Raw genomic sequence first — 25,292 nt, forward strand, 5'->3', positions numbered from 1 at the left:
CGAGGCTCTTGTATGGACTTCCCTGCTTTTCCAGACGCTCCGCCATTACTTACTGAGAAAGAAAAAAATGAACTAGCTCAACCTAGCTGTTCTATTTCTCACTACAAAGCCATCATTGAAGAAAAAACAGCAATATATAACGACCTTTTTCATTCCCTCTACCCAATAGAAAAACTCGTCAAAGGGCTATCTTCGTTTTATGACGAAGTACTACAAGCCGCCTGGATTGCAAAAGGGCTTAACAATGAGAATCATGTCAGCCTCGTCGCCGTTGGTGGATATGGACGTGGTGAACTTCACCCGAAATCTGACATCGATCTTTTAATTCTTATTGAAAATGAAACGTCGGCGCCCAAAAACAAAATCGAAGCCTTTATCACCTTTCTTTGGGACATCAATTTAGACATTGGCCATAGTGTTCGGACTATCGACGAATGCACCGAAATGGCAGCCAAAGACATCACCATTATTACCAATTTGATTGAGTCTAGAACCCTAACAGGCCCATCTGACTTGCTAGCCACATTAAAGTTACACGTCGATATTTCTCAAATGTGGGATGGCCACTCTTTTTATCAGGCTAAATTAGCAGAGCAAAAGCAACGCCACGCAAAATACCAAAATACAGCCTACAACTTAGAGCCCAATCTGAAAGAGTGCCCAGGTGGGCTAAGAGACATGCAAGTCATCGACTGGGTTGCGAAGCGCCACTTACACACAAACAGACTAAGCGCCCTCATAGAAAAACACTTCTTATCAGAAGATGAATACATTCAACTCAAAGGTGCGGTAAGCCATTTATGGAGAATACGCTGGGCTTTGCACATAGTAGCAGGACGTAAAGAAGACAGACTCCTTTTTGACCATCAGCGCACACTTGCAAAACTGTTTGGATTTGACGACGACGACCTGAAGCGCAATGTTGAGCGCTTCATGCAAGGCTATTACCAAAGTGTTGCCGCCATCCAACAGCTTAACGACTTACTCCTGCAGCACTTTGAAGAATCCTTTTTGACCAAAGACGCTGTCGCCCCTGTAGAAATCATCAACAATCATTTCCAGGTTGCTAACGGACAATTGGAAGCTCGCTCCACCACACTATTCCAAGATCATCCGTCTAGCATGCTTGAAATTTATGTTTTACTGGGCACTCATGAGAATATAAAAGGCATTCGCGCCAACACGATGAGACAGCTGCGTGACAACCTAGAACTAGTCGACGACAATTTCAGAAACAATAAAACAAACACCGATCTTTTTTTAGACATCATATCAAGTCGCCACAACCTCACAAGTATCTTAAGATCGATGAAACACCTAGGCTTGCTTGGTCGATATTTACCAGAATTTGGCGCAATCATCGGTCAAATGCAACACGATCTTTTTCATATTTATACGGTTGATGCACACACACTACAGGTAGTTGAAAATTTACGTCGCTTATGGCTGCCAGAGTACAAACAAAAATTCCCTATCTCGAGCCAAGCCATACGCCATATCCAAAAAGTAGAATTAGTGTACATTGCAGGCCTGTATCATGACATTGCAAAAGGCCGTGGTGGAGACCATTCTGAATTAGGTTGCATCGATGCCCAAGCCTTCTGTGAACGTCACGGACTATCAAAGCAAGACACTGAACTTGTTGTTTGGCTGGTCAGAAACCACCTATACATGTCTGTTACAGCACAGCGCAAAGACATTTCAGATCCGGAAGTAATTTGGGAATTCGCCAGCTACGTCAAAGACCAAGAGCATTTAGACTATCTATTTATTCTCACCGTGGCTGATATTAATGCGACCAATCCGACCATGTGGAACAGTTGGCGAGCATCGCTTATGCGTCAGCTATATTTAGAAACAAAGCGCGCACTGCGTCGAGGCTTAGACTTCCCTATCGATGCCGATATGATAAGCGACGAACATAAACAACGCGCACTGGAAATTATTATCGAACGTAATGTCGATATTATGGAAGCAGAAAAAATTTGGGGATCGATTGAAGACGAGTATTTTATTCGCTCAAATGGTGACGAAATAGCCTGGAATACAGAAGCCATCTTACGCCATCGCCCAAGTGAAAAGCCTCTGATAGCAATTACACCTTTAGGTGGACGCAATTTTTCTGGCGCCAGCAAAATATTCATCTACATGCCCATCAGCAAACACCTTTTTGCCGTTACTGCAGCAACCTTTGAACAGCTTGGCCTTACCATTTTGGACGCTAAAATAAGCCACACGACAGACAACTTCACTTTAGACAGTTTTGTTGTTATGGACAGTAATGACAACGACACCAATCTATATCTAGACAAAGAGCGTATCACTCTTATTCGTAAAACACTGATGGAACAACTTGAAACACCATCAATGTATGAAAGCGTCGTTCAGCGCCACACACCAAGAATTTTAAAAATATTCAACTCTCCGGCGACCGCACATTTTGTCAGCCAACCCGAAGAAGTGTGGTCTGCACTAGAAATAACCGCGCCAGATAGACCTGGGTTACTGGCTCTAGTAGGACAGTTTTTCATGAACAACAACATCATGCTTCATAAAGCAAAAATTGCCACACTCGGTGAACGTGTAGAAGATACTTTTTATATCACAGAAGAAAATGGCGACCTTATTACCGATACAGAAAACATGAATAGAATTTGCACTCTTTTAAAAGAGAAAATAGACCGTTTTTCTCAAGCGATGGACTAAAAACCAATGAACCCTCTTATACACTCTTTGCACCCATATCCTTTCCAAAAGCTTGCAGAGCTTCTAGAAGGGCTATCGCCAAACCCCGAAAAGCCCCTTATCAAATTAACCATTGGCGAGCCACAACACGAAGCACCAGCCATTGTGCTCGATACGCTTGCCAAAAGCTTAAGTGGTGTTAGCAAATACCCAAGCACCAAAGGTGAGCTACCATTAAGAAATGCCATGAGCGAATGGACAATACGTCGCTTTAAACTTGATAACCTCGATCCAGACACAGAGATCTTGCCAGTAACTGGGACTCGGGAAGCGCTTTTCGCCATCACTCAAACACTGGTTGGTGAAAAACAGAACTCGCTTGTTGTCAGTCCAAATCCTTTTTACCAAATTTATGAAGGTGCTGGCATTCTAGCTGGAGCAGAACTTCATTTTCTACCTTGTGGCGCCGAAACGAACTACAAGGTTGATTACCAGCTCGTTGACGATAGTATCTGGCAGCGTTGCGAAGTGTTGTTCGTTTGCTCACCCAACAACCCAAGTGGCACCATTACCACATTAGACGAATACGCTTATCTCATAGAGAAAGCCAATACCTTCAACTTTACTATCGTCGCCGATGAATGTTATTCAGAAATATACTTTGGTGATCAAGCTCCTCTAGGACTGCTTGAAGCATGCCAAATATTAGGACACACAGATTATAATCACTGTTTGATTTTCCAGTCTCTTTCAAAACGCTCCAATCTACCGGGACTGCGCTCTGGTTTTGTTGCTGGCGACGCATCTATATTGAAACCCTTTTTACTTTATAGAACCTACCAAGGATGCGCCATGCCAATTCACCACCAAGACGCGTCTATCGCCGCTTGGAATGATGAAGAACATGTCATTAAAAATCGCGAGATATACACCCGTAAGTTTGATTCTGTTTTAGATATATTATCGCCTATTATGTCCGTCTCTAAACCTGAAGCAGGCTTTTACTTATGGCCTGAGCTGAACATGAAAGACGAAGATTTTTGCACTTTACTGTATCAAGAAGAGTCCGTTGTCGTCTTACCCGGAAGCTATTTAGGTCGAGAAGTGGATGGTATAAACCCTGGCGACCGCCACATTCGTATGGCGTTAGTTGCCGAAGAATCTGAATGCGTTGAGGCAGCAAAGAGAATTAAAGACTTCCTCAGTCGCAGATAACACCATAGCAATCTGTTTATAAAGATAACTCAGTTGGAGAAACCACACATGAGCAACACAATCTTCGCGTTCGGTCTCGGTATCGGCACACAAAACAAAGAAGGCAATTGGCTAGAAGTTTTCTATTCAGCACCAAGCCTGAATCCAGAAAAAAGTACGCTGGATGCACTTTTAGAAAGCACCAATTATGAAGGTGGAAACGCGACACTTGTACTGGAAGAAGGCGATCTAAACCGCTTACACATGAACCTTTTAAAAGCGGGAAACATAGAACAGGCAGAGTTAGCTTCCCGTTTAAAAGCGTCTACTAAGCCCATTATTTTGTGCGTATTAGCCGCTGATGAAGCACCAAGTAACCCAGCAGAAGCGTACCTAAAACTTCAACTAATTTCGCACCGCTTAGTCAAACCTCACAATACAATATTAGATGGTATGTTTGGCCTACTGATCAATACCGCATGGACAAACGAAGGCCCTATCGATGTACGAGAGCTAGCAGATCGTCAACTAAGCGCACGCATGGAAGGCCGCACTATTGAAGTGTTTAGCGTTGATAAGTTCCCTAAAATGCTGAACTTCATTGTTCCTACTGGCATCCGTGTCGGTGATGCTGCACGTGTTCGTTTAGGCGCCCACCTAGCCGAAGGCACAACCGTTATGCATGAAGGTTTTGTTAACTTCAATGCTGGTACTCTTGGCTCTAGCATGGTGGAAGGCCGTATTTCTGCTGGCGTGGTCGTCGGTAATGGTTCTGATCTAGGTGGTGGCTGCTCCACAATGGGCACACTGTCTGGCGGTGGCAACATTGTCATTGGCGTTGGCGAAAAATGCTTGATTGGTGCTAATGCAGGCATTGGCATTGGTCTTGGTGATCGCTGTATCGTAGAGTCTGGTTTGTATATCACAGCTGGCTCTAAAGTGGCCGTTCTGGATGAAAACAATCAAGTCGTTTCTACTGTCAAAGCACGCGAATTATCGGGCCAATCGGATCTTTTATTTCGTCGCAACTCAGAAACTGGTGCGATTGAATGCAAAACCAATAAGACAGCCATCGCACTAAACGAAGCGCTTCACGCTCATAACTAAAAATAGAAAACTCTAATAACCAAGAAGCGCCATTTTGAGAGCACTTTAAATGGCGCATTGCGGAACAAATAAATGATTGAAGTATTTGGCATCAAAAATTGCGATACCATGAAAAAAGCCTTTCGCTGGTTAGATGCAAACAACATTGCATACACCTTTCATGACTATAAGAAAGAAGGCTTAGATGAAGCTACTGCAAAAGCGTGGGTAGACAAGCTCGGCTGGGAAAATATAATCAATAAACGCGGAACTACTTGGCGAAAACTTGAGGAAGAAACGAAAAACACCATGGACAATGAAAACGCCGTCCACATCATGGTTTCTCAATCCTCTATTATTAAACGCCCCCTATTAAAAATCGATGATTCGATTATTTTAGGCTTCAGTATTGATGAATACACCCAAAGGTTACGTTAGCGTAAGACTGGAGTATAAATACGAGGGTTTGCTTTTCTCTGCGACATAGGCGTCACCGATGGCGTATAACCAGAAGATGGATTATCAGAACGGATCACCGGGACGAAATACGATTCCTGAATAACTGGCTGCTGAAAAAGGCTACAACTAGCAGAAATCAAACCTAAGAATACAACAACACCTAATTTCATAATCCCACCTTTGTATGAATCTCCTGTTATAGTAACAGAATCATTCATAAGGTAGCGAAAACTAACACAAAGGTAAAGAATGTCTGACTTGTCACCTACACTAAAACTTGCCGTAGATCTTATTTCTCGCCCTTCTGTAACCCCAGAAGACGCAGGCTGCCAAGACCTCATGATCGAACGATTAAAAAACGTGGGGTTTAACATTGAATACATGCCTTTTGGAGAAGTAAAAAACTTTTATGCAAAACGCGGTACTACCGGCCCAAACCTTTGCTTTGCCGGACACACTGACGTTGTGCCAACAGGTCCAGAGGCTGAATGGAAAGTTCCCCCTTTTTCTCCTGCCATTATCGACGGTATGCTCTACGGACGCGGCGCGGCTGACATGAAAGGTAGTCTTGCCGCCATGATCACAGCAGTCGAAAGCTTTATTGGAGAGCACCCTGATCATCAAGGCCAAATATCGTTCTTGATCACCAGTGATGAAGAAGGTCCATTTGTCGATGGTACAACACGTGTCGTGGATGCACTTATGGCACGCAATGAAAAGATCGATTGGTGTATTGTAGGTGAACCGTCAAGCACTAAAACGCTTGGCGACATTATCAAAAATGGTCGACGTGGTTCATTTAGTGGTAATTTAACTGTGCACGGGAAGCAAGGCCACGTTGCTTATCCACATTTAGCGCAAAACCCGATTCACCTAGCAGCTCCCGCACTTGATGAGATGGCGCGCGCGCATTGGGATGACGGTAACGATTTTTTCCCACCAACCAGCTTCCAAATATCAAATATACAAGCGGGAACGGGAGCGACTAATGTTGTTCCTGGCAAACTCAATGCTCAGTTTAATTTCCGCTTTTCTTCGGAACTCGACTTCGATGCACTTAAAGTCCGCGTTATAGACATCCTAGACAGGCATGAACTACGCTACGATATCGAATGGACATACAACGGATTGCCTTTTCTAACTCGACCAGGAGAGCTCGTTGATGCCATGGTTGACGCGGTTCAAGCGACGGTCAATATCACCCCTGAACTATCCACTTCTGGTGGTACCTCTGATGGCCGATTCATTGCCAAAATGGGCACACAGGTCGTGGAGCTAGGTCCAATCAATGCCACCATTCACCAGATTAACGAATGCGTCGATGCCGACAGCCTAAATAAGCTCTCTGAAATCTACACTCGCATACTCAAAAATTTATTTACAGACAAAGTATAAAACAAGTATCCAAATGAGAGACTCTATCCATAAATTAGCGATGAAGCTAGGAAACAACCCTAGAGTAGCGCTTATAAAAATGATTCAAGGCGGGTTAATTTTCGTCTTTGGAGTGCTCATACTTATGGTCGCAGATCGCGTCATTGCAGAATCTCTTGCTCAAGAAATTATGGCCTTATTTGGACTAATACTTGCGGGATGCGGAGTGCTATGGACTCTCGTTGGCTACCTATCAATGAGTATTCTCAGAATTTATCACATGATTAAAAAGAAGGATTAATAGGATGCAAACTGACATCGAAATATACACATTATCCTGCCCAACAGAAAAGATCATTGCTTGGCTTGAAGAAACATTCACTATAGTCAATAAAAGCGAACCATCAAAATTGTGTTCAAAAATCACCATCAATTCGAATGGCAACGACATTGACGTGACAATTTTGAAGCAAGCGGCAGGTAAACGCTTTACCTCTATTTCTTTTGATTCGGATAAAACCCCTTGGGAAAATGACATCGACTGCGCCAGACAGGCTTTTAAGTCTCTTAATTGCGAAGTACGCTGTAATTTCGAAGCATGGGAAGAAGAAGGAGACCAAGACCCTGATCAATGGTGGCAAATAAACGCATACGGTGAAGGTCCGTTTATTTGGAACTAGGTTATCCGTAACAAAATACGCGGTACAGAAATATTAATAGAGACTTTATACATGCAAATCACACTTCTTAAAGGCAAGCTTCACATGGCCAGCGTAACGCAAGCTGAGTTATGGTATGACGGTTCCTGCGCCATCGATAAAGACCTTGTAGAGCTCGCTGGATTCAGAGAATTTGAACAAATTGACATATACAATGTGGATAACGGCGAACGTTTTCACACCTACGTGATATTAGCAGAATCCGGTTCAGGTACTATTTCAATGAATGGTGCAGCTGCAAGAAAAGTACAGGTAGGTGATCGCGTTATCATAGCCGCTTATGGACAAATGGGCGAAGCAGAGGCCGATCAATTCAAACCTAAGCTGGTGTATTTAAATAAAGACAACAGTGTTGAGCGAACCACCAACACAATTCCAGTACAAAAAAATTAGAGACATAAAACCCAGTAAAAAGACAAAAAAAAGCTCGCTCTATATATTGATAGAGCGAGCTTTTTTAATGAACGTTACGCTAGTACAGCCAAAGCCGCTTCGTAATTAGGCTCATCTGCCGTTTCTGCTACTTGCTCTGTATAAATCACAGAACCTTTCTCATCCAATACCACAACAGCACGAGACAAAAGACCAGTAAGTGGGCCTGTTGAAAAAGTGAGACCGTAATCCGCACCAAACGTTGAACGGAAGCTAGATCCCGTATCAACATTATCAATACCTTCCGCGCCGCAAAAACGGGCGGCAGCAAAAGGTAAATCCGCTGACACACACACTACGTTTACACCTTTTAATGCCGACGCCGATTCATTAAATTTACGAACCGATGTTGCACACGTTGGCGTATCAACTGAAGGAAAGATATTCAGCACCAATTTGGCACCTTGATAATCTGCTAAAGTAGCAACGGATAAATCCGTTTTAACCAATTCAAATGCTGGGGCCACAGAGCCTACAGCAGGAAGAGTACCAACAGTTTCAAAAGGATTACCTTTAAGTGTCACAGTTGTCATACAAGACCTCTAAAATAAAATAGTGAAAATTAACCGCGAATAATAGAAACGTTTTCAGCTTGCTTGCCTTTTTCACCTTCAGTGACATAAAAACGGACTAACTGACCTTCAACAAGAAAGCGGCGACCACGACCTCGTATAGCACGGTAATGAACAAATACGTCATCGCCATTTTCCATTGTTAAAAAGCCGAACCCCTTTGAAGAATTAAACCATTTTACTGTTCCCTGCTCACGGTCATCATCTTCATCTTCATCAGACTCGGAGTCGAAACCGACAGAACTAACCTTGCTAACCATAGCACCGACATAAACAGATACTAGAACAAAGCCAAAGTATATTAGGAAATTCGCGCCTACTTCCTCTTTCAAAACCCCTGCAATTAGCAGAGGTACAATCAAAGCAATAACAAGGCTAACTATAAACGTGCGTAACGAAAAAAAAGCGGAACCAGCAGAAGACTCTTTATTATGCGAAACACTATCCTGATGATCATTCATAAAAGTATATCTCTTATCAAATTAAATATTATTGTGAAGCGAGGCCCATTTTTAAAAATAGACTCCGTGTTAGTACAAAAGTGAATAAATAAATATTTTTACTAAACTCTTTTTGAAATTACCATGTGAAGCTAAAGAAGATAGTAGTAAAATACTTAACGTCTTTATGAGAGCAATTTTCACGCCACTCTTACATTTTACATGACCAATACTGGCGCCATATATTCGTATAGAACAGCTCATAAAATACGAGTTTAACTTAGTAAGGTTAACACACAGAAGGTATCTATGAACACCTCACAAATCAACCAACGTATAGACGAATTAGAATTCAAACTACAATTTCAAGAAGATACGATTGATAGTTTAAATCAGGTCCTAATCAGCCAACAAAAAGACATGCTTTTAATGAAAGAAAAGTTCGTCATGCTAGGAAAACAACTCGACTCTTATCGCCAACAACAACCTACTAACGATAGCGACAGGCCACCGCATTATTAATAAGAAGACTAGGCTGAAAGTGAATCGAGTGACTTTAAAACATAAATATCAAATCTTCCCGATTTACCTTCCAGTTGATACGTTGGCTCAGAATCATTTAAAAATGGAGCGCCTTTAGGGCGCTTCACGACCACTCGATATTCCGCTAGTTGCATAGCCTGATGCAAAAGATCATCAGCATCTAAATCTTTACCCACTAAATCCCTAAAAAAAGCCATTTCTTTTTTAGCCGCCGCTGACGACTTATCCGTGTGTGGATACATTGGATCTAAATACACCACATCAAATGTCACACTGGGGTCTATGCCTGTTATATCAGTATCGAGCAAAGGCATTTTCGCCACAATTTCCGCAACTTCATGATGAAAGGAAGCGCGGTATAATCCATCTTGCAACATCGCTCTAACAAAACCAACACGTTCACAAAGCGAGACTGAACACCCCAAACAAGCCAAGACAAAAGCATCTCTCCCCAAACCTGCCGTAGCGTCTAGAACCGATAAATTTGAACGCTTATTTAAACCAACCGCCTTTGCAATATCCTGTCCTTTTCCGCCACCAAATCGTCGCCTATGATCCACTGCCCCTGATGTAAAATCTACATACACAGGTTTAGGAGCCCCTTTTCCTGTTTTGGCAATAGCGACACCATCTGGCGTTTTTAACAAAAGGTAATCATATTGCGATACAAATTTAATTGGCTCACGCAGTGAAATAAAAGCAAGATTTAGAGACTGAGCCAATAAACGAGATTCTGATTCCAAAAACCTATCTGCAGTTGCAACAGCAATAGAATTAAGCAAAAGCATCTTCTCCAAAATACATCATCAAACAAAGCCCAAAAGAGTTAAGGTAAACATCGACTTATTAAGTTTTCGCAAACAAATTACTCAACGTCAAAATAGAAAAAAGCCTCTAAAACTAGAGGCTTTTTATCTGAACCCAAAAAATTAACCATTGAGCAAGGCTCACTTCAGTCTACAAGGCCCTCAAGATAACCCTTTAAATATACACTATGAGCAAGAGGGCCAATCCTAAAATTAATCTATAAACAAAAAAAGGAAAGAAGCCAATGGTATTAAGCCATTTTAAAAATAAATAAATACAAAAATAAGCACTCAGCGCTGACAAAATAACACCGACTAAGATACTAATCCAATCAACAGCAACATTTGACGACACAAGCTCAACGAGCTTTAATCCACCAGCAGCTAAGATAAGAGGGATTGATAAAAGGAAAGAAAACCGTGCTGCACTTTCTCGACCAAAGCCCAAAAATCGTGCTGCCGTCATCGTAATACCAGAACGAGACGTTCCAGGAATCAAAGCAAGCGCTTGAGCAAAACCAATATAAAGCACACTTTTAAAGCCAAAATCCTGTTCCGTTTTATCCGATGCACCAAAACGGTCAGATAGCCAAAGCAAAACACCAAAACCAATCGTAGTATAAGCAATGACTTCTACAGAGCGTAAATGAGTGCTAATAAAGTCGTCAAACAACAAACCTGCAATACAAGCCGGTATGGTCGCAAGGCAAATCCACCAAGCCAGACGACTATCTGGCGTCGCTTTTTTGTCTTTTAAAGAAACACACCATGCTAAAATAATGTTCGCGATGTCTTTTCTAAAGTAACCAACAATAGCCACTAAGGTACCAACATGAACGGCGACATCAAACGCCAATCCCTGATCCTGCCAATTAAACAGTTGAGCCGGAAGAATTAAATGAGCAGAACTTGAAATAGGTAAGAATTCGGTCAGCCCTTGAATTAAGGCCAAAAATACAATTTGATACCACAGCATGTAACTAACGTTTCCCTATGCGAGGAGCCTGTTTTTCCCAGGTGATTTCATCCCTTAAATACGTTGGCATTGCTTCATAAGAAGCCACCGTCTCGCCTTTAATGAAGTGTAATAATGCCAACTCTGCAACGCATGCTGCGCGAGGCGCTAAGTCTGTCAAAACATACTCTGGCGGCTTAGGAAGAAAAGAGGTCAATTCCTCCTCATAACACCAACCAGACCCGACACCTTCAAAACAGTGTGTAAATGGCACCAAAACCGATGGCTTTATCACTCGCTCATCAAGTAATGACGCAATCTCATAAAGACCATTCACTTTATTGACATGGTAGCCGCCTAGATAAATTTCACCCATGCGGGCATCAAGCGCTGCCAACCAGTCGTTTTTACCCGTTTTTTGAAAACCTTCTAAAGACAAGGCCGCAAGTGTAGACACAGGAATAACGGGTAAATCAGCACCATAAGCCAGTCCTTGAACCACACCAGCACTAATACGTAGACCAGTAAAAGACCCTGGCCCTCGCCCAAATGCAATGGCATCAAGGTTTGATAACGTCAATCCTGCTTGACTCAGAATTTGATCCACCATAGGCAGGATCAAATCATTATGGAGACGAGGCGCAATGCGAAAATCTTCCAACACAACACCATCAATATTCAATGCTACTGAACAAGCAGGCGTCGATGTATCTAATGCTAAAATGACGGTCATGAAATCATTAAGCCTTTAACGATGCTAATAAACTTTGTTTAATTTCATTCAAATCACCAACGCCATTCACTTTCACAAACTTAGGCGCAGTTGACGCTTCTGCCTTTAACCAATCTTGGTAATACCCGATCAGCGGTGCCGTTTGATCATGATAAACACCTAAACGCTTACGAACGGTTTCTTCTATATCATCAACACGTTGAACAAGGTCATCCCCTGTCTCGTCGTCTTTACCTTCTACTTTAGGTGGATTATACACAAGGTGATATGTGCGACCTGAAGCTTCATGAACACGACGACCACTCATGCGTTTTACAATTTCTTCATCCGCCACGTCAATTTCAACAACATAGTCGATTTTAACGCCAGCGTCTTTTAATGCATCCGCTTGAGGAATCGTACGAGGAAAACCATCAAATAAAGCACCGTTAGTGCAATCGTCTTGCGTCAAACGCTCTTTAACCAACCCGATTATTATGTCATCAGAAACAAGCTGACCAGCATCCATTACCGCTTTGGCTTTTAAGCCCATCTCGCTTCCTGCTTTTACTGCGGCACGCAACATATCCCCAGTAGAAATTTGCGGGATGCCAAACTCTTCCGTGATGAATTGAGCCTGAGTACCTTTACCAGCGCCTGGCGCACCTAATAATATTACTCGCATAAAAAAACTCCAAAAGACAGCGTTAACTGATTCGCAAGGGTGGCCGACACAATGCACTATTGATACTTATCTAAGCTCAATAACAAGTGTACAAGCAGACCTTTTGCATACTAAAAAATTGAATGGCCGCCAAGCATACCCAAGCAGCCCTTCTATATGCAAATTTACGTGTCTTTTTTTGTCATTTTCTTACTAATAGTGAGCATTTATTAGTCATATACACAAGTTAGCCTGTATTTTGCATACCGCTGGCAATACCCGCCATGGTAATCATCAAGGCTTTATTCACTTCTGCGTTCTCCTCATCCTTACGGCTACGATATAAAAGTTCGGCTTGCAGATAATGCAATGGATCAATATACGGATTTCGCACATCAATAGATTGGCGTATGGTTTTGTTATCCTCAATCAGCCTTTCTTGTTTTTTCAGCGTTCTGACAAGTTCACTAACTTGCTTTAATTTACTACGTAGCAAACGACCTAATCCCTGTAAATCTTCACTCACTAGGCGTTTTTCGTAGTACTCGGCGATTTCAGGTTCTGCTTTCGCTAAAACCATGTCAAGCATGTCCAAATAGGAACCGAAGAAAGGCCATTTTTTATGCATTTCTCGTAATTTTTCTAAATTACCAGATTCAATCGCTTGTTGCAGGGCACTTTCAGCACCCAGCCAAGCAGGTAACATAAGGCGAATCTGCATCCAAGCAAAGATCCAAGGGATCGCTCGTAAACTTTCTACTCCGCCGTCAGAACGTCGGCGAGCAGGCCGAGAGCCCAATGGTAATTTCGCCAGCTCTTGCTCCGGTGTCGTCGCTCTAAAATAAGGAACGAAATCTTCATGACCTCGAATAATAGAACGATACTGATTCATCCCCACTTCCGCCATTTCATCCATAATGGCGCGCCACTCTTCTTTTGGAGGTTCAGCAGGAATCAAAGACGCCTCCATAACCGCCGAACAATAGAGCTCAAGTGAACGCACCGCTATATCAGGAATACCAAATTTAAAACGAATCATTTCACCTTGTTCAGTCACTCGAATCGACCCATTCACCGAACCCGGTGGCTGTGACAGGATCGCCACATGAGCAGGGCCGCCGCCACGTCCAACAGTGCCGCCACGACCATGAAATAACGTAAGGTGAATACCATGTTTTTTACAAAGACGAGTTAATGCTTCTTGCGCTCGATACTGCCCCCACGTCGCGGCTATTTGCCCTGCATCTTTAGCCGAATCTGAGTAGCCAATCATCACCTCTTGACGACCATTGATATAGGCCTTATACCAAGGCAAAGAAAACAACTGTTCTATAATAGGTTCTGCATTATCCAAATCCGCTAAGGTTTCGAATAACGGTACAATTCGCATAGGAAAGCTAACACCAGACTCTTTCAGCATAAGAGCGACAGCCAAAACATCTGATGGCGCACTGGCCATTGAAATAACGTATGACCCAAACGAGTTTTGCTGACCATTCGAGATCATAGTAAACGTATCGAGAACTTCTTTTACTTCTTCGGTTGGCGTCCATTCCATAGGCAATAACGGCCGTTTAGAATTCAACTCCGTAAGCAAGAACGCTTGTCGAGACGCTTCGTCCCACTCAGCATAATCGCCCAGTCCATAAAAACGAGTGATTGCAGACAAGGCATCAATGTGACGAGATGCATCCTGACGGACATCTAAACGAACTAAGGTAGAACCAAACGTTGCGGCACAACGAATAAGATCAAGCAACGAGCCATTAGCAATCACTTTCATGCCACAATCTAATAAAGACTGATAACACAAAATAAGATCATCGGTGAGCTCTTGAATATCAAGAAAAATAGCCTCATCAGAAGTCGGCTTGCCGTCTAAACATGCTTTCGCCCAATTTTTGGTCGCTAGCATTTTGTTTTCTAAGTAACGCAATACTTCACGGTATGGTTGAGAACTGTCACCCACCCGTGCACGCAGTGCAGCATTACATTGCGTCATAGAGAATTCAGAACGCAATACATTTAAGTCTTTTATGTAAAGATCTGCGGCCATCCACCGTGCCAGTAAAGTCACCTCTTTTGTGACCTTGTGAGTCACATTCGGATTACCATCTCGGTCCCCACCCATCCACGTTGCAAAACGGATAGGAGCCAAATCAAGTGGTAAGCGATCTTCTTTAGAAAATTGAGTAAATTGCTCATCCAGTTGACGAAAAAAACGTGGAACCGCTTGCCATAATGATTGCTCAATAACCGCAAAACCCCATTTCGCTTCATCCACTGGTGTTGGGCGGTCTTCTCGAATTTCATCCGTATGCCAAGCTTGAGTGATGATTTCTTTTAAGCGGCGAATGTGCTTAGTTTCTTCTAATGGTAAGATATTATCTTTGTCTAATGCTTCTAACTCACTGGAAATATTATCGTATTTTCGTATCAGCGAACGGCGCACAACTTCTGTTGGGTGAGCCGTAAGAACCAATTCAATCGATTGTGATTTCAAAGATTCAATCATTTGCTCAGATGTGAATTTTTGCTTAGAGAGACGAGTTAATAAATCCCCAATCGGATTGTGATACACACCTAAACTCTCGTTGGTTCGTCGACGGTGTACTCGGTGATATTGCTCAGCAATGTTAGACAGGTTCAAAAACTGGTTAAACGCTCTAGCGACAGGCACAATTTCTTTGTCGTCTAATGCCTCTAACGCTTGAATAAGAGCTGCGGAATCGCCTGATTGGCGTCCGTCTTTTGAAAGTAATCGGATGTTTTCTACTTTCTCAAGAAAACCTTCCCCTAAGTGGTTACTCATGCTTTCACCGAGACAATCTCCCAGCAACCTAACATTTTCGCGTAATGACGCCTGACTATCACTCACTTCACCCTCCTAAACAGTTCCAATAACGCCCTTAATTAAAGCGTTTTTAACCCATTTTACGATAATCAAGCCTATAAACCTTCGCGTTTAGCTTGCTCCCAATAACGGTCTAATTCCTCTAAAGAACAATCAGTTAGATTTTTATTCTGTGCCGACACTAGGCTTTCTATTCTAGAAAAGCGACGGCGAAACTTTATATTTGTTTTATTCAATGCCACATCGGGTGAAACATCAAGATGACGAGCCAAATTACTGACGGCGAACAACACATCCCCCATTTCTTCTTCAACATGAAGGTCATTTTTTTCCTTCATTGCCTCTTCAAGTTCGTCTAGTTCTTCTCTTATTTTATCAAAAACTGGGGCGACGTCTGGCCAATCAAATCCGACCTTAGAAACTTTTTTCTGGATTTTTACCGCCTGCATTAAAGCCGGCATAGAAACAGGGACATCAGATAAAACCCCTTCCTTCGATTGACCTTTTTCTTGAGCCTTAATTTGTTGCCATTGCTCTGCTATTTGCTCTTCAGTAAGTAAGCTTGGCTCACCAAAGCGAGCAATGTCACCATCCGGAAAAACATGAGGGTGACGACGTAGCATTTTTTCAACAATACCCCTCGCAATATCATCAAAATTAAAATGCTGTTCTTCCTCAGCCATTTGAGCGTAAAAAATCACTTGGAAAAGCAAATCTCCTAACTCTTCTTTTAGATGGTCAAAGTCTTCACGCTCAATTGCGTCTACTACTTCATACGCTTCTTCAAGAGTGTATGGCGCAATGCTTTTATAGGTTTGTTTTTTATCCCAAACGCAACCAAATGACTCATCCCTTAGACACGTCATTAGATATTGCAGTTGCTCTATAGGGCTACTCAAAAATCTCTCTCTCTAAATACATTCGATACATTAGGCAGCTGATTGATACGATGTAACAACTTACTCAATATACTTAACTCACCTACTTCAATCGTAAAACGGATCGTTGCCATATGATTTTCTTTTGCTGATAACGTATTCATAGACAACAAGTTTACTTTTTCATTGGCCAATAGCCCGGTGATATCGTTCAGTAAGCCAGTTCGATCATAAGCTTCAACTTGTATATTTACTGGGTATTGATTATCAAGCTCCTCACCCCAATTTACATCTACAATCCGTTCTGGTTCATCCAAACCCAGCTGTACGATATTAATACAATCCTGACGATGTACTGACACACCTCGCCCCTGAGTTATGAAACCGACGATATCGTCACCCGGTATAGGTGTACAACACTTAGCCATTTGAGTCAGTAACTTACCCACACCCATGATATGGATATCATTATCAGACGATTTATGCCGACTTTTTTTCAAGCGGATCGGGCGAGGCGGCGCTATGTCGCCATCTATATTGTATAAATCATCAATAACACGTAGTACTCGTGATAACTGAATATCACCAGCGCCTAACGCAACAAACACGTCACTCGCATTAGAGAAACTAAAACGAGAGGCAATTTTTTGGAAATCAATACGACTGTCTTCAATACCCAAACGTTTTAATTGTTTATCTAATAAATGCTTACCCGCGTCTAGATTTTTCTCACGATCTTCTTTTCTGAACCAGTTCTGTATGTTTGCACGGGCACGACTGGTTTGCACATAACCTAACGTAGGGTGCAACCAGTCACGACTTGGCCCACCTTCTTTAGTCGTTAATATTTCAACTTTATCACCGGTTTTTAGGTGTGTCACAAGAGAGATGATTTTGCCATTGACCTTCGCGCCACGGCAGCGATGCCCAATTTCTGTATGCACACGATAAGCAAAATCAACCGGCGTTGCATTGATCGGTAAATCGACGACATGCCCCTCCGGCGTGAATACGTAAATACGATCTTGTTCTATATCACTACGTACTTGTTCAGATAAGGATTCCAAATCACCTTGAACTTCATGAAAATCTAAAATGGTTCTTAACCACTGCAGTTTCTCTTCATAGCTAGTGCTATTCGAACTTAAATCCGTTCCCTTGTATTTCCAGTGCGCGCAAACACCGAGTTCTGCATCTTCATGCATTTTATGAGTTCGAATTTGGATTTCAAGCACGCGGCCTTGAGGGCCAATGACCGCCGTGTGCAATGATTGATAGCCATTCGACTTTGGGTTACTGATGTAATCATCAAACTCTTGAGGTATTGGACGCCATAAATTGTGTACGACGCCGAGGACGCCATAGCATTCCATCGACTCATCAACCAGAATACGTACCGCACGCACATCGTAGACTTCATCAAAGCCAATATTCTTACGCTTCATTTTGCGCCAAATACTATAGATGTGCTTTGCTCTTCCCATTAAATCCGCGTGAATGTTAATGCTTTTTAAACGCTCATCTAACAAGGCAATCACATCGTCAATAAATTGCTGACGGTCAAGTCGTTTCTCATCCAGCCAAGTGGCAATACGTTTATAATCAGAAGGATAAAGATAGCGAAAAGAAAGGTCTTCTAATTCCCATTTGATATGGCCGATGCCCAAACGGTGAGCTAATGGTGCATAAACACTCTGCACTTCTAACGCTACGGTAATGCGACGCTCTTCATCTTGATGTTTGGCTTCTTTAATGGCACAAGCTCGTTCCGCTAACTTAATTAGCACAACACGCACATCATCAATGATAGACACCAGCATCTTTCGTAAAGACTCAAGCTGGTTTTCACTGCTGCCAAGCACTTCAGAGGCGTTATCTGGTGTTAAATTTTTGGACACCTCACCCATCCTAATGACACCCTCAATAAGAGAGGCCACTTTACGACCAAACATGTCCGTCACTCGAGAAATAGGCAATTGATCTTCTCGAACAGCACGGTATAAGGCGGCGGCAACCAATGAGTCTTGATCCGCTCGAAAACCAGACAAAATTTCAACCATTTCCAGTCCAGCACGAAAAGTACTCGCTTGCGCACCCCAATAGGACGGTCGGGCGCACTGTAATTCAGCTTGGCGAGCCAATTCACAAGCCATACGCAGAGGTACTCGCGCACTGTCATCAATTAAATGGGAAAAATGCCCCATCCAACCATCAATATCGACACTACCATCGTCCAACACAGGGTGATCTTTTCTTACCGTTACCATCTATCCGCCCTTCAATTTACTTCTTTTTTTGCAATAACATCATCGTTTCGACATGAGAGGTTTGAGGGAACATATCCATCAGCCCCACGCGCAATACACGATATCCCTTTGCGACCAAATATTCGGCATCCCTTGCTAACGTAGAGGCATTGCAAGAAACGTACAATATTTGCTTAGGTCCAATTTTTATTATGGTATCAAGAAACTCAAACGCGCCTGCACGTGGAGGATCAAGCAGTACCTTTGTAATTTTCTGCTTCATAAACTCATTTGCAACGGGTTGAGTCAAATCAGAAGCTACAAATGAAAGATTATCAAAGCCGTTAAGGCTAGCGTTTTTTCTCGCTGCCTCAACCATGCTTTCCTGCACTTCTACACCAATAACCGACTGTGCATGTTGTGCGAGTGGCAAAGAAAAATTCCCGACGCCACAGAATAAATCCAATATAACATCTTGCTTGTTTGGACTTAGCCAGTCCATCGCCTGAGCCACCATTTTTTGATTCATAATGGCGTTCACCTGAATAAAATCTTGAGGGTGATATTCCAACCTCAATTCACCCAGATCATAATGACGCATATTTTCAGACGAAACCTCGGCCTTGCTCGTATTTGGTGCTTGCCAATACAACGATATTAGCTCTTTTTTCGCCCAGCTTTCCCATGCCCTTTTAAGTTCATCAGATATAAAAGAGGTCAATCGGAACAATACTGAAACCCCTTTTGTGTCTTCTAACAATTCGATATGGCCCAACGAATCTGCCAAACCATTTATTGATAGTTCAAGCTTTAAAGAAGAAAATATTTTTTGTAGATTACCAGTAAGAACAACACAGTGATCAATGGAGACGATGTCGCTAGAAGCTTTGCCACGAAAGCCCAATAACAATGTGCCTTTTTTTCGATCAATGGCAATACGTGCTCGCCGACGGTAATGCGTGAAGTTATCAGACAACAATTCAAGCTCTTGAGTGGTGATTAGATTACGCAATTGTCCTTGTAACCAATCCGCTTTTGAAGAGAGTTGCTTTTCATCCGCTAAATGCTGAAAACTACAGCCACCGCACACGTTAAAATGTTGGCAAGAGGGTTCGACCCGATAAGCACTTGGCTCAATAATCGAGTTCAAGACCGCTTCATCAAAACGACGACCTGATTTGATGATTTGTGCTGCGACCGTTTCACCAGGTAAAGCGCCACCAATAAAGGTTACTTTACCCTGTAAACGGGCAACGCCTTTCGCTTCGTGCGTCAGCCCATCTACTGTAAAAGTCTGCACTGGACCTATCGGTTGAGGCTTAGATTGTCGACGTATGGGGGTTCTTTTTCTCAAAGGTGGCTCTCTTGTTCCTGAATCTAGGATAACGTAAGGGCATTCTATCGCATCTATCAGCGGATCTGCACCCGTTAGCGAACCTTAATACCCTATTGATCACTCATCAATCAAACACGCCCGTTGATAAATAACGGTCACCCCTATCACACACAATGGCCACAATAACGGCATTATTTAGCTGCTCTGATAAAGACAAAGCCGTCGCAACAGAACCACCAGAAGATACTCCACAAAAAATACCTTCTTCTTTTGCAAGACGACGCATGGTCACTTCCGCCGCCTCTTGCGAGACATCCATAACGGTATCAACACGAGTCTCATCAAAAATAGAAGGCAAATACTCTTTTGACCAACGGCGAATCCCTGGAATACTCGCCCCATCTTGTGGTTGAAGGCCAATTATTTGAATGTCTGTATTTTGCTCTTTCAGATAATGGGAAACCCCCATAATGGTTCCAGTTGTCCCCATTGAGCTAACAAAATGCGTTACAGTTCCTTGAGTTTGCTGCCAAATTTCTGGACCTGTTGTCAGGTAATGTGCATTAGGATTGTCTTGATTAGAAAATTGGTTAAGCACAATACCGACACCCTGTTCTTGCATTTCTTGAGCAAGATCTCGTGCTCTCTCCATGCCACCTTCTGCTTGCGTTACCAAATGCAGAATGGCGCCATATGCGGCCATCGCAGATTTGCGCTCTTGGCTCATATTATCAGGCATAATCAAATGCATTTTGTAGCCCTTAATAGCCGCAACCATCGCCAAGGCAATCCCAGTGTTACCACTGGTGGCTTCAATCAAGCTGTCACCAGGTTTGATATCACCACGGCGTTCAGCCTGCAATATCATATTTAAAGCTGGGCGATCTTTTACAGATCCCGCCGGATTTTGTCCTTCTAGTTTTAGCAAAATAGTATTGCTTAGATTTGGGTTGATACGCTGTAAGCGAACCAAGGGAGTTTGTCCGATTAAGGACTCAATACTAGGGTACTGGATCATAAAAAAACTTCATTGACATTGGTGGCATAGGGAATGAAACTTAACGCTCTGTGACTATTTAAGAACACTTACCCTAAACAGTACAATAAGAAAGCGTTATAAACTTAGTTTCATTTTCGCATTCTTGGTAAATAGTATGTTAGTAATACGTTTTTTCACTCTATTTTTTTTAGCCCTAATGATGAGTAGCTGTGAAAAACCCACTACAAAAATCACTAAACTAAACAATATAGAACTCAGAACGAAATGGCGTGAATGCGCCTACATTCAGACACCATCCAACACTAAAAAAAAGATGTGCAGTCACTATGAAATAGAATGTGAAAAGCGTAAAAACAACGGCAACTTAGCCTGCTATTAACTCGTGAAATATAGCCCTAGCATGATAAAAAAAATATTCCAGAACCTTCCTACCATGAGCCTAAGCAACAAACTATTTTGGGCATTGTTCGCTCCTGTTTTTGCTGTTTCTCTGCTCGCAAGTGTGTTTCTAGTATCTACTCGCTTTAACGATTTAAACCAAAACCTTTACGAACGTACATCAAATATAACGGAACAAGTCGCTACCACAAGTGAATATGCTATTGTATTTTCTGATCAAAACATGATGTATCGAATACTCCAAAACGCACTCAATAATAAAGACATAAGTGGTGTTCAACTATTTAACAGCGAGCAAAAAATCATTGCTGAATTAGGGAAAACACCGACATCGGTAGACACTCCTTTTCCTGATAACATATACCTAAAAGAATACGATGACTATCTAGAATCTATCAACGCCATTCACTACTCAAGCAATTCACTCGACGGTGTTTTTAACACTCAAACCGACTTATTTATCCCACTTGACCAACGCAACCTCATAGGCTGGGTAAAAATTGAAGCCAATAAATCAGCCATCCGGATAGATAAATATCAATATGCAGGTCTAGTCACTTTCATACTTATTATTTTTAATGTGTTAACTATTATAGGTGCATTCCACATTTCCAAAGCCCTAACACAACCTATAAACAGGCTTGCAGGCTCCTTAAATAAACTGGTTAAAGGTCAGTTTTCAACAGTAAAGCTGATGAAGTTACCGCCCGAATACGCTTCTCTCCAAAAAGACCTACTCGATCTGACAGAAAGATTAGAACACCATAATGAAGAACTGAATTCTGGCATTGAGCAGTCTACCGAAGATATCCGCCGTAGTATGGATAGTATGGAAGAGAAAAGCGCCCAACTACATATAGCAAACCGTGAAGCCATGGAGTCAAACCGCTTAAAATCACAGTTTCTTGCCAATATCAGTCATGAGGTTCGCACTCCTCTCAATGCTATTCTGGGTTATACAAAAACCCTGCAAAAGGACATTACTGATACCCAACACCGCTTTTACGTTGATACCATCGAGCAATCCACCAATAGCCTGCTTGCCATTATTGGTGATATCTTAGACTTTTCAAAAATCGAAGCTGGGAAATTAAGCCTGGAAAGTAATCACTTCAACCTTAAAGCTCTTATCGACGATGTATACCAAACGCTGAGCATCAACTTATTAAGTAAAGAAAAGCAAATCGATTTGGTTCCTGAGTTTAGCCAAGACGTGCCTGAATGGTTTATTGGTGACAGCACACGAGTACGCCAAATTTTAACCAATCTTATTGGGAACGCCATTAAGTTCACACACCAAGGCTCCGTTCGCACCAAAGTCTCTCTTCACTCTCAAAGCCCCCAAGTAATCACCTTATCTTTTCAGGTTATAGACACCGGCATTGGCATAGCGGAACACAAAATCCATCGCTTGTTTAAGCCTTTTTCTCAAGTGGATACCAGCACTACCAGACAATTTGGCGGAACCGGTCTGGGATTGGTTATCACCAAAAAACTTGTTGAGCAGATGAATGGAAAAATTGAAGTCAGCAGCGATCCTAGTATTGGCTCTACCTTCCGCTTCACATTGAGCCTTAAAGCATCTCAGAAGCTGAACAATAGCCACCCCGACCTTAATTGCCATGTTATTTTACTAGAACCAAGTACCACCTATAAGAGCTATCTAAAGAGCTATCTAAAGAGTATTGGGGTCAGCTGCATAGCGTGTTCCGACTTAGAGCAAATGATCGCTATTTTGAACAAACAACACAGTAGCATTGATGCTATTTTATTAAGTGTCATGCCCGACGACCAAAGTGTCGCCGAAGCCTGTGAACTGATTACCTACTCTGCACAGCAGTTTACTATCCCTTGCATTCTTATGGTTCAGCCACCAGGTCAAATCACACATTACCCAGATTTAAAAAACCTATGCAGCGACATTCTTCTCAAGCCAATCAGTCATGATCGCTTGTACAGTGCCCTGCAAAACCTTAATAAAAGCGCCACGCCGCTCATTAGCCAACAGCTGGAAGTGGGTAAAAGTGCATTGAACGAAAAAATAAAAGGTCTCAAAATTCTGGCAGTCGATGACTCTCCAATCAACTTGCAGCTATTAAACCATTGGCTGACACCGATTGGTTTAGACGTGTCTTTGGCCTACAGTGGACAGCAAGCCATTGACATGGCAAATCATGATAAATTTGACCTTATTTTTATGGACATCCAAATGCCTGAAATGGATGGCATGGAAACCACTCGACAGCTGCGTCAAATGGAGTTCTATAGGAATACGCCTATTATTGCATTAACCGCTCACGCCTTGGGGACAGAACAACAACAAATTCTAGCCAGTGGGATGAATGCTTACTTAACCAAACCGATTGATGAAGACCTTTTACTGAGTACTATCGAGACGTGGCGCGCTAATACAGAAACATTTCAGGATCAAGTTGACGCCAAGTTAATCGGAATTTTTGACCTAGAAAAAGCCTTAGCCATCGTCGATGGAAAAACCGACATAGCAAAAGAAATGTTTGATATGTTGGCAAACTCGTTGGATGCAGAGAAAAAGTTGATTCAGCATCACCTAGAAAATCAAGACACTGAAAAAATGATTGAAGTCGTACACAGAATACATGGTGCCTCAAAATACACAGGCACAATCAATATTGCTCGCCATGCTGGCTTTTTAGAAACACATTTAAAGGAATTAGGATTCGAAGATGTCGACGGCGTAGCGAAAGACTTTATTGATGCCATAGAGGAGCTACTCAGCCACCGCCAGCTTATTCCTTGGCCTCATTCCTTTGATTCAAGTACAACAAAAGCCTGAGCGTAGGCCTTTTCATCCGTCAAACTTAAATGCCATGCTAATGGAAAATCATAACGCGCCAATATGCTGGCATCGACAGTTAGCACTGGCTGTCCAGTCGATAAGTTACTCACACTAAAGTGCTGAAAACTCACACCTAAACCAATTCCTGTACCCAGCGCTTTTACAGCAGCTTCTTTCGCCGCAAAACGTTTAGCAACATAAGCGTTTGCCTGATCTAAATTACCAATTTCAGACCAACGTTGCTTCTCGTCCGCCGTTAGAATACGATCAATAAAACGCTCTCCTAGACGATCAATCGACTGAGCAATACGAGCAATATCTACCAAGTCCGTTCCAACACCAATAATCAAACGCTCTCTCCTTTATACAATCATTCCATTACAAGACTCGAAAAATAGGCACACCCAAGTGACGCTCGCCTTGAAAAGGTTGTTTTGGCAATAGTCGTCTAGACACAACTGGCTTACCGCTCAATAAACTGTCCAACCAGTGACGATGCAACTCTTTAGCCAGACTCAATACCTGCTTGTCCATCCATTTACCACTGTGGTAATTCAATGCAACTTGCCCTTCAACAAATAACATCGGCATTTGCTTTGGTATTTCACCATAATAAGGTCGCAGCCCAAACTTGTAGTGAAACTGATAAAGCTGACGAGCCTCAATAGAGTCACCGCGACCAGTAGACACCATATTAATGCCCACACCTAATTCCGAAAATAGCCCCACTTCAAACCGTCGTAACAGAGGCGCAATCGGCGCACCTGAATATAAGCTTTCAATTAGCCACTTATACAGCACGTAAACATCAGGTAACGGTAAATTGGCTGGCAGCAGTTTTTCAAGTAATTCATGGGCATAGAACGCCGCATACAAAGGCAGCCCTTCTAATGAAGAAGCGGACTTGACCGACTCCAAGCTCTTTACTGTTTTTAAGTCACTACGACCAGAAAACTCCATCTCGTAACATAAAAAAGGCCCAGGTATGACCCGGGCCTCTTTTTTTGGTAATCGCCACACCCCCCTAATCAAACCTTGCTCGAGCGTCAACATATCGAGCAAAATCTTACTGTCCTGAAAAGGGCGTGTATGGATGACATACGCAGAAACGCGCATTAGA

General features: G+C 42.5%; 23 protein-coding genes. 9 read left to right on the plus strand and 14 right to left on the minus strand.

Annotation, left to right across the window (positions count from 1 at the left end; all coding sequences use genetic code 11):
* Nucleotides 1–12 precede the first annotated feature (12 nt).
* The 4 genes from glnD to MP3633_RS13710 all read left to right on the plus strand — a co-directional run bounded on the left by glnD (nt 13) and on the right by MP3633_RS13710 (nt 5,403).
* Nucleotides 13–2,706, plus strand: coding sequence for a [protein-PII] uridylyltransferase (gene glnD, locus MP3633_RS13695; RefSeq protein ID WP_112137261.1), 2,694 nt, complete (start codon nt 13–15; stop codon nt 2,704–2,706).
* Between the two features lie 6 nt (nt 2,707–2,712).
* The gene (gene dapC / locus MP3633_RS13700; RefSeq protein ID WP_176335958.1) at nt 2,713–3,900 is read left to right on the plus strand and encodes a succinyldiaminopimelate transaminase; all 1,188 of its coding nucleotides are present in this window, start codon (nt 2,713–2,715) and stop codon (nt 3,898–3,900) included.
* A 48-nt stretch (nt 3,901–3,948) separates the two neighbouring features.
* Nucleotides 3,949–4,986, plus strand: a complete 1,038-nt coding sequence (gene dapD / locus MP3633_RS13705; protein ID WP_176335959.1) for a 2,3,4,5-tetrahydropyridine-2,6-dicarboxylate N-succinyltransferase — start codon at nt 3,949–3,951, stop codon at nt 4,984–4,986.
* A 72-nt stretch (nt 4,987–5,058) separates the two neighbouring features.
* A complete protein-coding gene (locus tag MP3633_RS13710) occupies nt 5,059–5,403 on the plus strand; it encodes an ArsC family reductase (RefSeq protein WP_176335960.1) in 345 nt (114 codons plus the stop codon).
* On the opposite strand, the gene MP3633_RS13715 is transcribed toward MP3633_RS13710, so the two are convergent.
* Nucleotides 5,400–5,594: a hypothetical protein gene (locus MP3633_RS13715; protein ID WP_176335961.1), complete on the minus strand. Its 195-nt coding sequence runs from the start codon at nt 5,592–5,594 to the stop codon at nt 5,400–5,402. The genes MP3633_RS13710 and MP3633_RS13715 overlap by 4 nt on opposite strands.
* A 79-nt stretch (nt 5,595–5,673) precedes the next feature.
* Here MP3633_RS13715 and dapE point away from each other — a divergent pair, with 79 nt between their 5' ends.
* The 3 genes from dapE (at nt 5,674) to panD (ending at nt 7,910) form a co-directional block, all read left to right on the plus strand.
* Nucleotides 5,674–6,819 carry a succinyl-diaminopimelate desuccinylase gene (gene dapE, locus MP3633_RS13720; RefSeq protein ID WP_176335962.1) on the plus strand — a complete coding sequence of 382 codons (1,146 nt, stop codon included), beginning with the start codon at nt 5,674–5,676 and terminating at the stop codon, nt 6,817–6,819.
* Between the two features lie 284 nt (nt 6,820–7,103).
* Nucleotides 7,104–7,478 (plus strand): hypothetical protein, encoded by a 375-nt coding sequence (locus MP3633_RS13725; protein WP_176335963.1) that lies wholly within the window; start codon nt 7,104–7,106, stop codon nt 7,476–7,478.
* A gap of 51 nt (nt 7,479–7,529) precedes the next feature.
* Nucleotides 7,530–7,910 carry an aspartate 1-decarboxylase gene (panD, locus tag MP3633_RS13730; protein WP_176335964.1) on the plus strand — a complete coding sequence of 127 codons (381 nt, stop codon included), beginning with the start codon at nt 7,530–7,532 and terminating at the stop codon, nt 7,908–7,910.
* A 74-nt stretch (nt 7,911–7,984) separates the two neighbouring features.
* Here the strand turns inward: panD and tpx are convergent, their stop codons facing one another.
* Entirely contained in the window at nt 7,985–8,482 is a 498-nt protein-coding gene (tpx, locus tag MP3633_RS13735; RefSeq protein ID WP_112137243.1) for a thiol peroxidase, read from the minus strand.
* Between the two features lie 29 nt (nt 8,483–8,511).
* Entirely contained in the window at nt 8,512–8,982 is a 471-nt protein-coding gene (locus MP3633_RS19040) for a cold-shock protein (protein ID WP_112137241.1), read from the minus strand.
* A 288-nt stretch (nt 8,983–9,270) separates the two neighbouring features.
* On the opposite strand from MP3633_RS19040, the gene MP3633_RS13745 reads away from it, so the two are divergent.
* Entirely contained in the window at nt 9,271–9,483 is a 213-nt protein-coding gene (locus tag MP3633_RS13745; RefSeq protein WP_112137239.1) for a SlyX family protein, read from the plus strand.
* Between the two features lie 8 nt (nt 9,484–9,491).
* Here MP3633_RS13745 and MP3633_RS13750 read toward each other — a convergent pair whose 3' ends face one another.
* The 9 genes from MP3633_RS13750 to cysM form a co-directional block, all read right to left on the minus strand.
* The gene (locus MP3633_RS13750) at nt 9,492–10,286 is read right to left on the minus strand and encodes a class I SAM-dependent methyltransferase (protein ID WP_176335965.1); all 795 of its coding nucleotides are present in this window, start codon (nt 10,284–10,286) and stop codon (nt 9,492–9,494) included.
* 199 nt (nt 10,287–10,485) lie between these two features.
* On the minus strand, nt 10,486–11,286 hold the full coding sequence (locus tag MP3633_RS13755; RefSeq protein WP_176335966.1) for an undecaprenyl-diphosphate phosphatase: 801 nt from the start codon (nt 11,284–11,286) through the stop codon (nt 10,486–10,488).
* 4 nt (nt 11,287–11,290) lie between these two features.
* On the minus strand, nt 11,291–11,998 hold the full coding sequence (gene tsaB / locus MP3633_RS13760; protein ID WP_112137235.1) for a tRNA (adenosine(37)-N6)-threonylcarbamoyltransferase complex dimerization subunit type 1 TsaB: 708 nt from the start codon (nt 11,996–11,998) through the stop codon (nt 11,291–11,293).
* A 7-nt stretch (nt 11,999–12,005) separates the two neighbouring features.
* Nucleotides 12,006–12,662, minus strand: coding sequence for an adenylate kinase (gene adk, locus MP3633_RS13765; protein ID WP_112137233.1), 657 nt, complete (start codon nt 12,660–12,662; stop codon nt 12,006–12,008).
* A 226-nt stretch (nt 12,663–12,888) separates the two neighbouring features.
* A complete protein-coding gene (gene ppc / locus MP3633_RS13770) occupies nt 12,889–15,519 on the minus strand; it encodes a phosphoenolpyruvate carboxylase (RefSeq protein WP_112137231.1) in 2,631 nt (876 codons plus the stop codon).
* A 71-nt stretch (nt 15,520–15,590) separates the two neighbouring features.
* Nucleotides 15,591–16,394: a nucleoside triphosphate pyrophosphohydrolase gene (mazG, locus tag MP3633_RS13775; RefSeq protein WP_176335967.1), complete on the minus strand. Its 804-nt coding sequence runs from the start codon at nt 16,392–16,394 to the stop codon at nt 15,591–15,593.
* On the minus strand, nt 16,391–18,640 hold the full coding sequence (gene relA, locus MP3633_RS13780) for a GTP diphosphokinase (protein WP_112137227.1): 2,250 nt from the start codon (nt 18,638–18,640) through the stop codon (nt 16,391–16,393). Before relA ends, mazG begins: the two co-directional genes overlap by 4 nt.
* A 16-nt stretch (nt 18,641–18,656) precedes the next feature.
* The gene (gene rlmD, locus MP3633_RS13785) at nt 18,657–19,973 is read right to left on the minus strand and encodes a 23S rRNA (uracil(1939)-C(5))-methyltransferase RlmD (RefSeq protein WP_176335968.1); all 1,317 of its coding nucleotides are present in this window, start codon (nt 19,971–19,973) and stop codon (nt 18,657–18,659) included.
* A 106-nt stretch (nt 19,974–20,079) separates the two neighbouring features.
* The gene (gene cysM / locus MP3633_RS13790) at nt 20,080–20,973 is read right to left on the minus strand and encodes a cysteine synthase CysM (protein ID WP_112137223.1); all 894 of its coding nucleotides are present in this window, start codon (nt 20,971–20,973) and stop codon (nt 20,080–20,082) included.
* A 415-nt stretch (nt 20,974–21,388) separates the two neighbouring features.
* On the opposite strand from cysM, the gene MP3633_RS13795 reads away from it, so the two are divergent.
* Nucleotides 21,389–24,169: a response regulator gene (locus tag MP3633_RS13795; RefSeq protein WP_244959652.1), complete on the plus strand. Its 2,781-nt coding sequence runs from the start codon at nt 21,389–21,391 to the stop codon at nt 24,167–24,169.
* Here MP3633_RS13795 and acpS read toward each other — a convergent pair.
* Together acpS and recO are read right to left on the minus strand one after the other, a co-directional pair.
* Nucleotides 24,136–24,522 (minus strand): holo-ACP synthase, encoded by a 387-nt coding sequence (gene acpS, locus MP3633_RS13800; protein ID WP_112137219.1) that lies wholly within the window; start codon nt 24,520–24,522, stop codon nt 24,136–24,138. The two genes, MP3633_RS13795 and acpS, sit on opposite strands and share 34 nt — an antisense overlap.
* 28 nt (nt 24,523–24,550) lie before the next feature.
* Complete coding sequence (recO, locus tag MP3633_RS13805) at nt 24,551–25,288, minus strand: DNA repair protein RecO (RefSeq protein ID WP_176335970.1); 738 nt, start codon at nt 25,286–25,288, stop codon at nt 24,551–24,553.
* Between the last annotated feature and the right edge of the window lie 4 nt (nt 25,289–25,292).

The sequence above is a fragment of the Marinomonas primoryensis genome, assembly GCF_013372285.1.
Taxonomy (GTDB): domain Bacteria; phylum Pseudomonadota; class Gammaproteobacteria; order Pseudomonadales; family Marinomonadaceae; genus Marinomonas; species Marinomonas primoryensis.

Excerpts from the sequence above, each read along its gene's own strand:
- glnD (WP_112137261.1), top strand. The coding sequence starts at position 13 with ATGGACTTCCCTGCTTTTCCAGACGCTCCGCCATTACTTACTGAGAAA.
- dapC (WP_176335958.1), top strand. The coding sequence starts at position 2,713 with ATGAACCCTCTTATACACTCTTTGCACCCATATCCTTTCCAAAAGCTT.
- dapD (WP_176335959.1), top strand. The coding sequence starts at position 3,949 with ATGAGCAACACAATCTTCGCGTTCGGTCTCGGTATCGGCACACAAAAC.
- MP3633_RS13710 (WP_176335960.1), top strand. The coding sequence starts at position 5,059 with ATGATTGAAGTATTTGGCATCAAAAATTGCGATACCATGAAAAAAGCC.
- MP3633_RS13715 (WP_176335961.1), bottom strand. The coding sequence starts at position 5,594 with ATGAAATTAGGTGTTGTTGTATTCTTAGGTTTGATTTCTGCTAGTTGT.
- dapE (WP_176335962.1), top strand. The coding sequence starts at position 5,674 with ATGTCTGACTTGTCACCTACACTAAAACTTGCCGTAGATCTTATTTCT.
- MP3633_RS13725 (WP_176335963.1), top strand. The coding sequence starts at position 7,104 with ATGCAAACTGACATCGAAATATACACATTATCCTGCCCAACAGAAAAG.
- panD (WP_176335964.1), top strand. The coding sequence starts at position 7,530 with ATGCAAATCACACTTCTTAAAGGCAAGCTTCACATGGCCAGCGTAACG.
- tpx (WP_112137243.1), bottom strand. The coding sequence starts at position 8,482 with ATGACAACTGTGACACTTAAAGGTAATCCTTTTGAAACTGTTGGTACT.
- MP3633_RS19040 (WP_112137241.1), bottom strand. The coding sequence starts at position 8,982 with ATGAATGATCATCAGGATAGTGTTTCGCATAATAAAGAGTCTTCTGCT.
- MP3633_RS13745 (WP_112137239.1), top strand. The coding sequence starts at position 9,271 with ATGAACACCTCACAAATCAACCAACGTATAGACGAATTAGAATTCAAA.
- MP3633_RS13755 (WP_176335966.1), bottom strand. The coding sequence starts at position 11,286 with ATGCTGTGGTATCAAATTGTATTTTTGGCCTTAATTCAAGGGCTGACC.
- tsaB (WP_112137235.1), bottom strand. The coding sequence starts at position 11,998 with ATGACCGTCATTTTAGCATTAGATACATCGACGCCTGCTTGTTCAGTA.
- adk (WP_112137233.1), bottom strand. The coding sequence starts at position 12,662 with ATGCGAGTAATATTATTAGGTGCGCCAGGCGCTGGTAAAGGTACTCAG.
- relA (WP_112137227.1), bottom strand. The coding sequence starts at position 18,640 with ATGGTAACGGTAAGAAAAGATCACCCTGTGTTGGACGATGGTAGTGTC.
- cysM (WP_112137223.1), bottom strand. The coding sequence starts at position 20,973 with ATGATCCAGTACCCTAGTATTGAGTCCTTAATCGGACAAACTCCCTTG.
- MP3633_RS13795 (WP_244959652.1), top strand. The coding sequence starts at position 21,389 with ATGAGCCTAAGCAACAAACTATTTTGGGCATTGTTCGCTCCTGTTTTT.
- recO (WP_176335970.1), bottom strand. The coding sequence starts at position 25,288 with ATGCGCGTTTCTGCGTATGTCATCCATACACGCCCTTTTCAGGACAGT.